Origin of the sequence: Thiomicrospira microaerophila (genome assembly GCF_000934765.1) — a bacterium.
Lineage (GTDB): Bacteria > Pseudomonadota > Gammaproteobacteria > Thiomicrospirales > Thiomicrospiraceae > Thiomicrospira > Thiomicrospira microaerophila.
Map to the genome: position 1 here is coordinate 15,046 of NZ_JYNN01000033.1, position 12,823 is coordinate 27,868.

13 protein-coding genes, 4 tRNA genes and 1 pseudogene are annotated in these 12,823 nt (G+C 46.6%); 15 read left to right on the forward strand and 3 right to left on the reverse strand.

Annotated elements, in window-relative coordinates; all coding sequences use genetic code 11:
* Positions 1-35: 35 nt before the first annotated feature.
* From rluB to NA59_RS10425, 12 genes are all read left to right on the forward strand, one after another.
* Positions 36-902 (forward strand): 23S rRNA pseudouridine(2605) synthase RluB, encoded by an 867-nt coding sequence (gene rluB / locus NA59_RS10370; RefSeq protein WP_044412050.1) that lies wholly within the window; start codon positions 36-38, stop codon positions 900-902.
* Entirely contained in the window at positions 856-1,716 is an 861-nt protein-coding gene (locus NA59_RS10375; protein ID WP_157792599.1) for a hypothetical protein, read from the forward strand. The genes rluB and NA59_RS10375 overlap by 47 nt, the downstream gene beginning before the upstream one ends.
* Complete coding sequence (locus NA59_RS10380) at positions 1,713-2,642, forward strand: prenyltransferase (RefSeq protein ID WP_044412053.1); 930 nt, start codon at positions 1,713-1,715, stop codon at positions 2,640-2,642. Before NA59_RS10375 ends, NA59_RS10380 begins: the two co-directional genes overlap by 4 nt.
* 8 nt (positions 2,643-2,650) lie before the next feature.
* Positions 2,651-3,547, forward strand: coding sequence for a cysteine synthase CysM (gene cysM, locus NA59_RS10385; protein ID WP_044412056.1), 897 nt, complete (start codon positions 2,651-2,653; stop codon positions 3,545-3,547).
* A gap of 2 nt (positions 3,548-3,549) precedes the next feature.
* Positions 3,550-4,326 carry a 3'-5' exonuclease gene (locus tag NA59_RS10390; RefSeq protein WP_044412059.1) on the forward strand — a complete coding sequence of 259 codons (777 nt, stop codon included), beginning with the start codon at positions 3,550-3,552 and terminating at the stop codon, positions 4,324-4,326.
* A gap of 18 nt (positions 4,327-4,344) precedes the next feature.
* Positions 4,345-4,842: a CYTH domain-containing protein gene (locus NA59_RS10395; RefSeq protein WP_044412061.1), complete on the forward strand. Its 498-nt coding sequence runs from the start codon at positions 4,345-4,347 to the stop codon at positions 4,840-4,842.
* On the forward strand, positions 4,823-6,178 hold the full coding sequence (locus tag NA59_RS10400) for a TolC family outer membrane protein (RefSeq protein WP_083945045.1): 1,356 nt from the start codon (positions 4,823-4,825) through the stop codon (positions 6,176-6,178). The genes NA59_RS10395 and NA59_RS10400 overlap by 20 nt, the downstream gene beginning before the upstream one ends.
* A gap of 2 nt (positions 6,179-6,180) precedes the next feature.
* On the forward strand, positions 6,181-7,707 hold the full coding sequence (locus NA59_RS10405; protein WP_052501615.1) for an ABC transporter substrate-binding protein: 1,527 nt from the start codon (positions 6,181-6,183) through the stop codon (positions 7,705-7,707).
* 65 nt (positions 7,708-7,772) lie between these two features.
* Positions 7,773-7,848: transfer RNA gene (locus NA59_RS10410), tRNA-Ala, on the forward strand.
* A gap of 45 nt (positions 7,849-7,893) precedes the next feature.
* A tRNA-Glu gene (locus NA59_RS10415) sits at positions 7,894-7,969 on the forward strand.
* Between the two features lies 1 nt (position 7,970).
* Positions 7,971-8,046, forward strand: a tRNA-Gly gene (locus NA59_RS10420).
* Between the two features lie 52 nt (positions 8,047-8,098).
* A tRNA-Glu gene (locus NA59_RS10425) sits at positions 8,099-8,174 on the forward strand.
* Positions 8,175-8,335: 161 nt separating this feature from the next.
* Here the strand turns inward: NA59_RS10425 and infA are convergent.
* Positions 8,336-8,554, reverse strand: a complete 219-nt coding sequence (gene infA, locus NA59_RS10430) for a translation initiation factor IF-1 (protein ID WP_044412068.1) — start codon at positions 8,552-8,554, stop codon at positions 8,336-8,338.
* Positions 8,555-8,607: 53 nt separating this feature from the next.
* Entirely contained in the window at positions 8,608-8,874 is a 267-nt protein-coding gene (locus tag NA59_RS10435) for a succinate dehydrogenase assembly factor 2 (protein ID WP_044412071.1), read from the reverse strand.
* 92 nt (positions 8,875-8,966) lie between these two features.
* Between NA59_RS10435 and NA59_RS10440 the strand changes: the two genes are divergently transcribed.
* Genes NA59_RS10440 through NA59_RS10450 form a run of 3 tightly spaced genes read left to right on the forward strand, consistent with a single transcriptional unit; the run spans position 8,967 to position 12,076 of the window.
* A complete protein-coding gene (locus tag NA59_RS10440) occupies positions 8,967-10,103 on the forward strand; it encodes an FIST signal transduction protein (protein WP_198401093.1) in 1,137 nt (378 codons plus the stop codon).
* Positions 10,104-10,132: 29 nt separating this feature from the next.
* Positions 10,133-11,779 carry an ATP-binding protein gene (locus NA59_RS10445; RefSeq protein WP_052501617.1) on the forward strand — a complete coding sequence of 549 codons (1,647 nt, stop codon included), beginning with the start codon at positions 10,133-10,135 and terminating at the stop codon, positions 11,777-11,779.
* A 3-nt stretch (positions 11,780-11,782) separates the two neighbouring features.
* Positions 11,783-12,076 carry an antibiotic biosynthesis monooxygenase gene (locus tag NA59_RS10450; protein ID WP_044412073.1) on the forward strand — a complete coding sequence of 98 codons (294 nt, stop codon included), beginning with the start codon at positions 11,783-11,785 and terminating at the stop codon, positions 12,074-12,076.
* 163 nt (positions 12,077-12,239) lie between these two features.
* On the opposite strand, the pseudogene NA59_RS10455 reads toward NA59_RS10450, so the two are convergent.
* Positions 12,240-12,823, reverse strand: a pseudogene (locus NA59_RS10455) (hypothetical protein); the annotation flags it as partial.

The window sequence follows — 12,823 nt, forward strand, 5'->3', positions numbered from 1 at the left end:
AAATTATTAAAATTATTATCAAAGAGTTTATAAACATGATTCAAGGCGAAAAATTACAAAAAATGCTAGCACGCGGCGGTTTTGGTTCAAGGCGCGAAATCGAGCGTATGATTGAGCAGGGTTTGGTGCAGCTTAATGGTCGCACGGCCAAGCTGGGCGATCGTGCAGTGGAAACCGATAAGATTCAAGTGCGCGGTCATACCGTTAAAGCCACGCGTTTAGAGCAGCAACCCACGCAGGTTTTGTATTATCACAAGCCGGATGGTTTGGTGTGTAGTCGTTCCGATGAGCAAGAAAGGGATACGATTTTTTCACAGTTGCCGCCCATTCGAAATGGCCGTTGGATTTCAATCGGGCGCCTAGATATAAACACCAGTGGTTTGTTGTTAGTGACCAATAATGGCGAGTTAGCGAACCGTTTAATGCACCCTTCTTTTGAGCTCGAGCGTGAGTATGCCGTTCGGATTTTTGGCGAGGTGACCGAGGCGATATTAACCACCTTGCGTCAAGGCGTGATGCTAGAAGACGGTGAAGCTAAGTTTAATTTTGTTTCGCGACTTCCTTCAGATGAGGATGCACAAAATCAGTGGTATCGCGTTATCTTGAAAGAAGGGCGTTATCGTGAAGTGCGTCGTTTATGGGAGTCGCAAGGTGTACAGGTGAGTCGTTTAATGCGCATACGCTATGGCGAGTTTAGTTTACCCGCTAACCTTCGTCGTGGACAAACCCGCGAATTCGATTGGAAAGAGGTGAATCGCTTACTAAAGTCGGTTGATTTGCCAGCAGAAAACCGTCCAGATCAGCGTGCCGCTTCAACGGCAAAAGCGGCGCGACCGAGTTCAAAGTCAAAAACAGGTGTCAGAACGATGCCTAAGTCAGGCGTTCAACGCCGCCGCCGTTAATTGGGTTATTTGGGTAGCGTTGATTGTGATCTTGAAGCGTTTATTTTTATCGGTCTTGTTCTTAAGCGTGTTGCCTTATTCAGCAAGGGCCGATAGCCTAAGTGCTGAAGATTACCAGTGGATTGGTGAGCGCATTTTTCAAAATGAAACCGGTGGGCAGCGAGCGCACTTAACTTTTTGGAGCTCGGCAGAGGAGTTTCCTTCGTTTGGTTTAGGTCATTTTATTTGGCTGCCCGCTGGACTTGATTTGCCGTTTGAGGCCACTTTTTCACAAATGGTCGATTTTGTTGCTCAAAGCCACCCCGCACCTGATTGGATCCAACAGCCGCATCCACCTTGGCAAACCAAAGCCGAGTTCGACCAGGCCTGGTCATCCGCTGATATGGCGGATTTACGCGATTGGTTGGAAGATACCAAGGCACAGCAAATAGCGTTTATTGTTCAGCGTTTTAAACAACGCGCACCCGACTTGACCCAAGGCTTGCAACCCGAGGAAGCGGCGCAGATTCAGGCTAAATTTAATCAGTTGATGCAAACGCGACACGGCCAGTATGGCTTGATTGACTATGTGAATTTTAAAGGCTGGGGAACCAATCCCATAGAGCGTTATCAAGGCGAGGGCTGGGGCTTGTTACAGGTGTTGCAAGCCATGCCAGAAGCAGAGGAACTCAAAGATAATGTTGTTTTGATGTCGGCCTTTTCACAAGCGGCAAAAACTGTTTTACAGCGAAGGATTGAACTCGCTCCCGCTGCGCGCAATGAGCAACGTTGGATGGCAGGATGGGCGCGCAGAATGGAGGGTTATCTGCCATGAACACAAACGCTAAAACGCATGTCAGCTCACTCAGCCCACTCCGCACACTTGTCGCCACCAGTCGTCCGCCGTTTTTATTGCTGACCCTGTCGGTGATGTTGATGGCAACGGCGCTGGCTTATTATGATAATGCCAGCTTTTCGATCAGTTTGTTTATCTTGGTAATGTTAGGCGCACTGGCCGCCCATGCCAGTGTTAATATGCTCAATGAGGCGCATGATGCACGCTCAGGCTTAGATGACTTGACCCAACGCACGCCGTTTAGCGGTGGCAGTGGGGCGCTGCAACAAAACAGCGCGTTGATTAATCGGGTTGAAGCGATTGGACTGGGCTTGTTAGGCGTTGTGATTGCCCTTGGGCTTTATTTTGTTTGGTTGACGGGTTGGGGCTTATTGCCTATCGGTTTGATCGGCGTGGGCGTCGTGTTGCTTTATACTCCGACAATAACCCGTTCGCCTTGGCTGTGTTTGATCGCGCCAGGTTTAGGCTTTGGACCCTTGATGGTCATGGGGGCTTATTATGTGTTAACCGGCAGTTACAGTTGTATAGCGTTTGCGCTATCGTTGATTCCGTTTTTCTTAGTGAATAATTTATTACTGTTAAACCAATACCCTGATTTGGAGGCAGACCGGCAGGTTGGGCGACGCAATCTCTTAATCGCCTTTGGTGAAAAAACCGGTGTACGGGTGTTTAGCGGTTTTTTAGCGGCGGCGTTTATTATCCTAGCAGGCCTGGTGGCGTTGGGTTGTGTGCCTGTTTGGGGATTGTTGGGCGGTTTAATGTTGGGCTTGGCTTTGCCCTTGGTTATTAAAGTTAACCAACATTATCAATCCATTGAGCAATTACAGCCTGCCTTGGCATGGAATGTAGTGATAAACTTAACCATGCCGATGTTGATAGCAGTTGGATTATGGATAGCAAGCTAGGAGGCCTTATGGCGTTTAAAACCTTAATGGATACAGTGGGCAACACGCCTTTGGTGCAGTTGCAGCGTTTGGTTAACAAAGATACCGGGTCGGTAGTGCTGGTTAAGCTAGAAGGCAATAATCCCGCTGGCTCGGTAAAAGATCGTCCTGCGCTGAATATGATTTTACAGGCGCAAAAACGCGGTGAGATTAAACCCGGTGATACCTTGATTGAAGCGACCAGCGGCAATACGGGCATTGCATTGGCGATGGCGGCTTCGATGTTGGGTTACAAAATGATTTTGTTGATGCCCGACAATATGAGTATTGAGCGTCGTGCTTCCATGGCGGCTTATGGTGCCAGGCTGATGCTGGTGACCCAAGCGGAGGGCATGGAGGGTGCGCGCGATAAAGCGCTGGCGATGCAGGCAGCGGGAGAAGGTGTGGTATTGAATCAGTTTGCCAACCCTGATAATCCGTTGGCGCACTTTCAATCTACCGGCCCGGAAATTTGGCGCGACACCGAAGGAAAACTAACCCACTTTGTCAGCTCAATGGGTACTACAGGCACAATTATGGGCTGTTCGATGTTTTTAAAACAGCAAAACCCCTCTATTCAGATTGTAGGCGTTCAGCCAACCGAAGGCGCATCTATTCCAGGTATTCGCCGCTGGCCCCTGGAGTATTTACCTGAGATTTACGACCCTAAACGCGTGGACCGTATTATTGATATTGACCAGCAAACCGCTGAAACCATGACGCGCCGTTTAGCGGTTGAGGAAGGTATTTTTGCCGGTATTTCATCGGGGGGGACGACAGCGGCGGCTTTGAAGCTGGCGGCTGAAGTTGAAAATGCGCTGATTGTGTCGATTATTTGTGATCGCGGTGATCGTTATCTTTCAACTAATGTGTTTCCAGTAGGTTAAGCATGTCGCCAGCGCTTATTTTTGATATTGAAACCGTGCCCGATATTGAGGCAGCACGGCGCGTATTTGGCTTTGAAGACTTGTCGGACGCGGATGTGTTGCAGGCCATCAATCTCAAACGCCGGATTGAGAGTGGCGGTGAGTTTCAAAAACATTACTTGCATAAAATTGTGGCGATTTCAGCGGTGCTTAAGTCCGATAGCCTGCTTAAAATCTGGTCGATTGGCGATCTTGAATCCGATGAGAAAAACCTAATCGAACGGTTTTTTGAGGGCATTGAGCGTTTTCAGCCGACCTTGGTGAGCTGGAATGGCGGCGGTTTTGATTTGCCTGTTTTGCATTATCGCGCCTTGTTGCATGGTATCCCCGCCAGAACCTACTGGGATATGGGCGATTTTAATCGTGAGCGCAAATGGAATAATTACATTAGTCGCTATCAGTTTGCACACATCGATTTAATGGACGTGATGGCGGGTTATCAACCCCGTGCCGTGGCGAAGTTGGACGAGATTGCGATGCTACTCGGATTGCCCGGCAAGATGGGGCTCAGCGGTGCGGGGGTGTTAGATCAGTATAGGGCAGGGGATATTAAAGGTATTCGCGACTATTGCGAGTTGGATGTGATTAACACTTATTTAGTTTATCTGCGGTTTCAGTTAATGCGCGGTTGGCTTACGCCGCCACAGTATCAAGTACAATGTGAAGAACTAGCGGTTATCCTAGATAATCCAAACCAACCTCATTGGCAAAAGTACAACCAGGCCTGGTTGAAAAAATAAAGAGAATAGTTAATAGTTATGGCACGAGAAATTGAACGTAAGTTTTTATTAAAAAATGATGATTGGCGGCAAGAGGTAGTCAAACAGACCCGATTTGTGCAGGGTTATCTGAATCAAATTGAGGAAAGTTCAAGCAAAAGCTCAGTGCGTATTCGCATAGAAGGTGAGCAGGCGAACATTAATATTAAGAGCCTTGAAATAGGACTGAGTCGTGATGAATATGAATACGCGATACCGGTGGCGGATGCTGAAAAAATGCTAAAAAAACTGACAGTTGGCCCCGTTATTGAGAAGGTTCGCCATCTTGTGGAGGTGGATGACTTGGTGTGGGAAATCGATGAGTTTTTTAGTGATAATGCGGGTCTAGTGGTTGCCGAGGTTGAGCTAGAATCTGAAACCCAAGCCCTGTCCCTGCGCGACTGGGTTGGCAGAGAAGTGACGGATGACGTAAAGTATTACAATATCAGTTTAAGTAAACACCCTTTTAAGGATTGGCATGATGAAAAAGCGCAATAATACACTCAATCAGACGTTTAACGACTTTAGCGGTTTTAGAACTTCCAAACTGCTATCCCTTGCGCTAGCACTCGGGGTTTCATTTAGCGCGATCACCCTCCAAGCCAAAGCACCAGGCCTGGTGCATGTTTATCAAATGTCCGTGTTGCACGATGCCAAGCTCGCGCAAGCTCGCGCGAACTATGATGCGGAACGTGAAGTGATGACACAGGCTCGATCCTTGTTGCTGCCAAATATTTCAGGCTCCGCACTCTATTCTCACCCTGACTTGGGTGAGTCTAACAACCGACAAGTGGTGGAGGTTGAGCTTAATCAGGCACTCTATAACCGTGAAGCCTTTAGTCGCCACGCTCAAGCTAAACATATTGTTGAAACCGCTGAAGTCAATTTTCAATTAGCCCAGCAAGAATTAATGATGCGTGTGTCGTCGGCCTATTTTGATGTGCTACTTGCTGAGCAAAAACTCATGCTGGCTAAATCAAAAATGGAGGCGGATAAGATATTGTGGGAACGCGCACAAGCCTCGGCGGAGGTGGGGTTGGCCAGTCGCACGGATGTATTGCAAGCCCGCTCTGCCTATGACATTACGCTGTCGAGCTTGATTAGCGCTGAAAACGATTTGGATATTGCCTATGAAACCCTGTCGAAATTAACAGGTCAAACGCTTGGTCAGGTTAAACAATTAATGTTGGATACCGCAATCACCGAGCCTAGGTTGGATAAAGCGGTATTGGAAGCCCAAGCACAGACCGAAAATCTATTGGTACGTCTAGCGCAGCAGCAGCAGCGCATTGCAAATGAAGAAGTTGAAGCTAAACAATCAACCCAATCGGTGAACGTGAGTTTACGCGCGGCGCATAGTTATACACATTGTAGTTCTAGTCAAGGCTGTAATGACGGCCATAATACCGGATTATCGGTTGTTGCCTCTGTCCCGCTTTATACCGGTGGTCGAATTAACTCACAGGTCGATCAAGCACGTTTTCAAGCCGAGTCATCGGCGAATGCATTGCGTGATGCCCAAGAACAAGCGCGCCTTAACGTGCGTGTTCAAGCGCGTAATTTAGAGCGCGGTCATGCACTGGTGGGCGCACTGCGTGAAGCGGTGAAATCCGGTGAGGCGTTTTTAGAAGCGGCTGAAGAGGGCTATCGTGTCGGCCTGCGTAATATGATTGACGTGGTGAGCGCCCGCGCCAATTTATTTGATGCGCAGAGCAATCTAGCCGCGGCCTTGCATAATTTACTCTTAACCCAGCTTCAACTGCAAAATACACTCGGCGTGTTGAGTGTTGATGACTTGCGTAATCTAGATCAGTTGTTGAGTGCGCCGCAGTAATTATGTCTCAGCGGGTCACTGAACCTCGGTTTACTCGGCGCGGATTATTCAAAACGGGCGCCGCTGCCGCGATTGCGCCCGCTTTGTTGAGTGGTTGCCACTCTCCCGTTAATCCCCAACATATTCTAGTGGGGGTTACCTCCAGACCACGGATGTTAGATCCTCGACGGGCTACCGATGCCTTATCCAGTCGCGTTAATCGTTTGCTTTATCACCAGTTGATTGACTTTAACGAAGCGTCCGAACCCATCCCTGATTTAGCGGATTGGCAAATGCTGTCCGCTAAGCACTATCGGTTTACGCTCAAAAAACAGGCGCAATTCCATCACGCTAAGCCCTTGGTAGCAGAAGATGTGGTCGCCACCTATCGGTCGGTGTTGGATAAGGATTTTGGCTCCCCCCATCGCGGCACGCTGAGTCATATCAAAACCATCACGGCGATTAATTCAACCCAAGTTGATTTTATACTCGATAAAGATGATGCCTTGTTTGTTGGGCGTTTAACGCTCGGAATTTTGCCGGCAGATCGGGTGGAGAAAGATCACAATTTTGCGGCTGAGCCGATAGGTTCTGGTGCGGCGCAGTTTGTAAGCTTGAATGAGCAAAGACTGATCCTGCGGCGCAAGGATCAGGTGGAGCTGCATTTTATCGTGGTCAAAGACCCGATGGTGCGGGTGCTTAAATTGCAGAAGGGCGAATTAGATTGCGTGCAAAATGATTTGTCGCCGGAGCTGGTTAATTATTGCAGCACCCAAACGGCGCTCAAGGTGACATGGCAAAAGGGGACCAGTTATGCCTATATTGGCTTTAACTTGGATGACCCTTGGTTGGCGCAGCCTGAATTACGCCAAGCCATCGCGCAGGGTTTAAATCGCCAGCAGGTGATAGATGCGATGTTTCAAGGTCAAGCACGTTTAGCCGGGGGGTTACTGCCGCCTGAGCACTGGGCGGGGCATCCTGATTTATCCGGTTGGGATTATAATCCTGATAAGGCGAGCGAGCTGATAAGTCAGCTTGCGCGACCAAGCGGACAAAAACACCAGCCTATTCGCCTAAGCTTTAAAACCTCAAGCGATCCAACTCGCATTCGGCTCGCAACCCTGTATCAAGCGCAGTTAAAGCCGTTGGGTATTGATTTACAGGTGCAGAGCTATGATTGGGGCACCTTTTACAATGACATAGTGCAAGGGCGTTTTCAGCTGTTTAGCTTGGCCTGGGTGGGTATTAAAAGCCCAGATATATTTCAATATGTGTTTGCCAGTGATGCGATTCCGCCAAAAGGGGCGAATAGGGGGCGTTATCGTGATAGCAAGGCCGATGATTTAATTAAACAAGCCGGGCAGACGCAAGATTTAGCTGAGCAAGCGAGGTTATATCGAACGCTTCAAGCGCATTTGCAAGCCAGCTTGCCAATAATGCCCCTATGGTTTGAGAACCAATATGCGGTGATGAGGAGAAATCTATCAGGTTATCAACTATTTGCTGATGGGCGTTTAGACTCTTTATTATCCGTTGTTAAAAAAGTTTAAAATTTTTATTAAAAACTGCTTGACGCTGGCGCTCAAGTCACTATAATACGCATCCATCAGCTTGAGGGGCTATAGCTCAGCTGGGAGAGCGCTACAATGGCATTGTAGAGGTCGGCGGTTCGATCCCGCCTAGCTCCACCAAATCCTCAAGTTGTGAAGTAAATGCTTTAAAATGTTTGACAATTCGTCCCGTTCGTCTAGAGGCCTAGGACACTGCCCTTTCACGGCGGCGACAGGGGTTCGACTCCCCTACGGGACGCCATGCGGGAATAGCTCAGTTGGTAGAGCACAACCTTGCCAAGGTTGGGGTCGCGAGTTCGAGTCTCGTTTCCCGCTCCAAATTCTTATTATTGAAGCGCTAGGCCAATTGCTTCAATAGGGTGCAAAATACGTCCCGTTCGTCTAGAGGCCTAGGACACTGCCCTTTCACGGCGGCGACAGGGGTTCGACTCCCCTACGGGACGCCACACGCTAACCCCGAATTAGTTTTGCTAATTCGGGGTTTTTTATTGCCTAAAATTTAATGGATCATGTTTGTTGTGTAGTATGTGATGATTTTCAGCAATAAAAATTCTAGTAATAAAAAAACCGGCATTAAGCCGGTTTTTTTATTGTTTGTTGTGCGGAATTACTTGCCGCGATAAGTGATCCGACCTTTGGTTAGGTCGTAAGGTGTAAGTTCTACTTTTACCTTATCACCCGCTAGAATGCGGATATAATTCTTTCGCATGCGGCCTGAAATGTGTGCGAGTATGCAGTGCCCATTTTCAAGTTCTACTTTAAACATGGTGTTGGGTAGGGTTTCTAAAACCGTACCTTCAAATTCAATTACGTCTTGTTTTGCCATAAGTCCTGTCTGAGGATGTCCTTGATTAAAATTGTTGCGGATTATAGCACAGGTTAGTCTGTTGAAATCAAATAATTTTTGCGAATCAATTTTAGGAGCCCCTGGTGTTTTGAGTCAGCTTGTGCTGGGTCTAGTAGATACGTAAGCAAACTTTGTTCATCCAGTTCTAATAATTGTTCAAAATCAGACCAGAGGGCGGGGTGAGTTTCATGTGCTAAATACTGGTCAATAAAGCGATTGAGCAGTAGATCGGTTTCTAGGTTGCCTCTACGTGCAGCGAGTTTGAGTTTTTTTATTAATTTGATTTTATTGTTAATCATATTGAGTTGTTCTTTTTAATAAGCTTGCGCCGAATGAATAATGGAATTAAAATGTATAAAAATTTTTAATGTTTCTTTTGTGGGGTTTAACAATGTCAAGCGCGACCACTTATTTTTCAGATAAAACGGATTTGCTCTCTTTGTCGCAGGGATTTAGTCAATTAGCGCAAAATCCTGCTATCAAAAGCCTGTTGGTTTTTGTGGCCGATGCGAATGACTATGATCATAGCGCGCTTGATGCGCTTTTACAAAGCCAATCTAGTACGGTTATTGGCGGCATCTTTCCTGAACTGGTTTATCAGACACACAGTTATCATCAGGGGTGCTTGATTGTCGGCTTGCCTTATGCAATAAATGTGCAGGTGATTCAGGGGTTGAGTGATGCGTCGGTGAATTATGCGGACCAGATTGAGGCGGTATTTGAGCTGGATATCCAGGCGCAAACGGGGATCGTATTTGTGGACGGTCTGGCTAAGCGAATTTCAGCGCTTGTCGATGGTTTATTTGATGTGTTTGGTTCAACGTTGAATTTTATTGGCGGAGGTGCCGGTTCATTGAGCTTTGTTCAAAAACCCTGTCTGTTGACAAATCAAGGTGTCATAATGGATGCGGCGGTTATTGGGTTGTTGGATCAGCCAAGTCGGTTAGGTGTGGGGCATGGCTGGAAAACAATTCATGCTGATCATCAGGTGACGCAGGTAGATAAGAATATTATTTATCAAATCGATAATCGCAATGCGTTCGAGGTTTACAGTGAAATTGTGAACCCGCATGTCGCCGAACCGATTACGCCAGAGAACTTCTTTAGTATCGCGCAAGCCTTTCCGTTTGGCATTAACAAATTAAACGGTGATAAGGTGGTACGCGATCCCATTGCAGTGACCTCTGAAGGGGGATTGGGATTGATTTGTGTTGGCGAAATTGCACAGGGTGATTTTGTGGATATTTTAACGGCGAATGCCGATGAGTTAATCGCATCAGCAGGTCAGACAACTCAAAAGGCTTATTCAACCGATTCAACCCAACCCCCTGTGATTAATTTAACCATTGACTGCATATCGCGTGGGCTTTTCTTGAAAGAGGCGTTTAGTCAAGAGCTTGAGGCCATTCAGTATCATGCGGATAAAACCTTACCTATTGTCGGTGCGTTGGTGCTAGGCGAAATTGCAAACTCAGGTGAGGGGTATTTAGAGTTTTATAACAAAACAACAGCCATTGCGGTACTATAGTGTTTTATGCTGAGCGGGAGCATTCAAGCATGACGCCGTCCAATGTTGAAACACGGGTCAAAGTTCTGTATGAAATTGCGATGGCGATGGGTAATACACTCGATGAAAAACAGTTGTTAAGTGATTGCTTAAAGGTTTTTTTACGTAAGTTTAATGGGTTGTTGATTGCTTTTTATGACCAGTCTAGCCAGCAAGTGCGGGTTTCGTTGCCACGACGCGGCATGAAGCCTGCTTATATTGAACAGCTAGAAACGCTGCTTGCCGATGAGAAAAGCAAAACGGCGGTATCAGGTTTTGTTGAGTCTTGGTTGCAGCACGATGGCCAACTACACTATGCCTTTAAAGTCGGAGCCGTCGGTTGGCTCAGCCTGATCAGTTCACAGCCAATTGATGCGTTGACGTTAGGCTCGCTCGGGCCTGTTTGCGATAAACTGGCTACTTCAATCCGTTCTTGTCGAACGAATCAACAGTTAATTGAACAAGAGCATGATTTGCAAGCTGCTTTGTATGATCTTAAAAAAGCCCAGCAAGCACGCGATAGTTTTTTGGCCAATATGAGCCATGAAATTCGAACGCCGCTCAATGGTATTTTGGGTTTTTTACACCAACTCGAAGATACCTCGTTAGATAAACAACAGAAAAAATACCTGTCGATTATTCAACATAGTTCCGAGACCCTTGTCGGTATTATTAATGACATTTTAGATTTTTCTAAAATGGATGCAGGTAAACTCACTTTAGCGTCAGAGCCGTTTCATTTACTTGATTGTGTTACGCCGATTATTGAGCTGTTCCGTGCTAAGGCCTCACAACAAGGTACTTGTGTGGAGTTTATTCAGCAAGGCCATATGCCTGCACGTATCAAGGGCGACGCGTTAAGGCTTAAGCAAATTATTAGTAATTTGGTGAGTAATGCGGTTAAGTTCTCAGTAGGTGGGCATGTGAGCGTCACTTTACAGGCTAAACCTAGCGACTATCCAAGCAAGGTAGACTTAACATTAAGCGTTAAAGACACGGGAATTGGCATTGCGACAGAGAAGTTGATGGTTTTAGGTCAACCATTTGTGCAGGCAGAAAACTCGACTACGCGTGATTTTGGGGGTACAGGCTTGGGCTTGGCGATTTGCAAGGGTTTACTGGCATTGATGGGCTCATCACTACAGGTTAAAAGTGAGCTAGGCAAAGGCAGTTGTTTTTATTTTAATTGGCAAGCTGAGATGGCTGCGGACCCGTTGACCCTGATAAAGCCAAAGCCCAGTGCGGCGTTAGTTGTAACGACCTATCCTGACAAGCGGATTTTGCTGGTAGAGGATAACAAAGTTAACCAAATGCTGATGAAAGCGATTTTAGCTAAAATGCAGATCAAACCGGATTTAGCTGAAAACGGTCAACAGGCGGTTGAGCAGTTTCAGAATCAACAGGCGTGTTATGATCTTGTGTTGATGGATATTAATATGCCGATTATGGATGGTGTTGAAGCGACACAGCGCATGCGTGAGTTTGAAGTTGAAACAGGATGCCACCGCGTGCCGATTGTCGCCTTAACCGCGAATGTATTGCGTGGTGATCGAGAAAAGTACCTTTCACATCAAATGGACGAGGTGTTAGCCAAGCCGATTGATATGACGAAGTTGTATCAGGTATTTGAAACATTTTTATTAGATAGGGCAGAATAGATAATGTATGTTACCTGGGTAGAGGTGGTCGTTAAAGAGGCCTATATTGATGCGTTTATTAAAGCCTGCGAGCTGAATCACCTGGCATCGGTACAGGAAAATGGTAATCGTCGATTTGATGTGTTGCAGGATGCGCAAAATCCGTCAGAATTTCGGCTGTATGAAGCCTATCAAACTAAAGAGGATGCCATGGCGCATAAAAACACACCACATTATCTGCAGTGGCGCGAAACGGTTGCTGATATGATGGCTGTGCCACGCCAAGGGCGCAATTATAAAGGCTTATTCCCGCGCTAGTCATTATTGATTATTCGATGTTTTAAATCAGAAATCGCCGCGCTGGGGTCGAGTCCTTTTGGGCAGCTGGCGGTGCAGTTTTGAATGTTGCGGCAGTCTGGCGCTCCCACGTTGCATGTGGGAGCGCCTAAGATTTGAGTTCGATAAAAATCACTACATCTGATTAGGACTTGGTTTTCATCGAGTGTTGGTTTATGTAATCCTTAAGTTGATTCAATGGCAAACTGAGTCGTTCGGCGACAAGTTGAATTGACAGGTTAAACTCTTTAACCATAATCCTAGCATCTTCTAAACGGGTTTTAAGTATGCCGATTTGCTCACCCTCCAACTTACCCTCTAACTTACCCTCTAACTTACCCTTTTCCATCGCGAGTCTTTCAATGGTATTGACGTATTCCACTTTTTGTTCCTCCTCAATCTCTTCGATTTTGTCGATAAATGCTTGTTCTAAATTATGCGGTAAATTGATGAACCAGTCAATTAGATTGAACAGGTGGATCACGTCCTCTTTGTTTAATCCGCGCCTGAATAACTCACGGATTAGGTTGAGTTTGGCATTCATCCGCTGGTGCGGGTCTTTGATTTGTTTGGCGTCCAATTGCGCCAACACAATGAGGCCGAACACATTGTCACTCACCAATAGTTCTTCGCGCCTTGGGATAAAATCCAGCAGTTTGCAGATTGGAAAGTGCATGGTCATTTTAAAACCCAGTTCGTTGTAGCGATAGGTATCCTGTCGAAAACGTT

Excerpts from the sequence above, each read along its gene's own strand:
- rluB (WP_044412050.1), top strand. The coding sequence starts at position 36 with ATGATTCAAGGCGAAAAATTACAAAAAATGCTAGCACGCGGCGGTTTT.
- NA59_RS10380 (WP_044412053.1), top strand. The coding sequence starts at position 1,713 with ATGAACACAAACGCTAAAACGCATGTCAGCTCACTCAGCCCACTCCGC.
- cysM (WP_044412056.1), top strand. The coding sequence starts at position 2,651 with ATGGCGTTTAAAACCTTAATGGATACAGTGGGCAACACGCCTTTGGTG.
- NA59_RS10390 (WP_044412059.1), top strand. The coding sequence starts at position 3,550 with ATGTCGCCAGCGCTTATTTTTGATATTGAAACCGTGCCCGATATTGAG.
- NA59_RS10395 (WP_044412061.1), top strand. The coding sequence starts at position 4,345 with ATGGCACGAGAAATTGAACGTAAGTTTTTATTAAAAAATGATGATTGG.
- NA59_RS10400 (WP_083945045.1), top strand. The coding sequence starts at position 4,823 with ATGATGAAAAAGCGCAATAATACACTCAATCAGACGTTTAACGACTTT.
- NA59_RS10405 (WP_052501615.1), top strand. The coding sequence starts at position 6,181 with ATGTCTCAGCGGGTCACTGAACCTCGGTTTACTCGGCGCGGATTATTC.
- infA (WP_044412068.1), bottom strand. The coding sequence starts at position 8,554 with ATGGCAAAACAAGACGTAATTGAATTTGAAGGTACGGTTTTAGAAACC.
- NA59_RS10435 (WP_044412071.1), bottom strand. The coding sequence starts at position 8,874 with ATGATTAACAATAAAATCAAATTAATAAAAAAACTCAAACTCGCTGCA.
- NA59_RS10440 (WP_198401093.1), top strand. The coding sequence starts at position 8,967 with ATGTCAAGCGCGACCACTTATTTTTCAGATAAAACGGATTTGCTCTCT.
- NA59_RS10445 (WP_052501617.1), top strand. The coding sequence starts at position 10,133 with ATGACGCCGTCCAATGTTGAAACACGGGTCAAAGTTCTGTATGAAATT.
- NA59_RS10450 (WP_044412073.1), top strand. The coding sequence starts at position 11,783 with ATGTATGTTACCTGGGTAGAGGTGGTCGTTAAAGAGGCCTATATTGAT.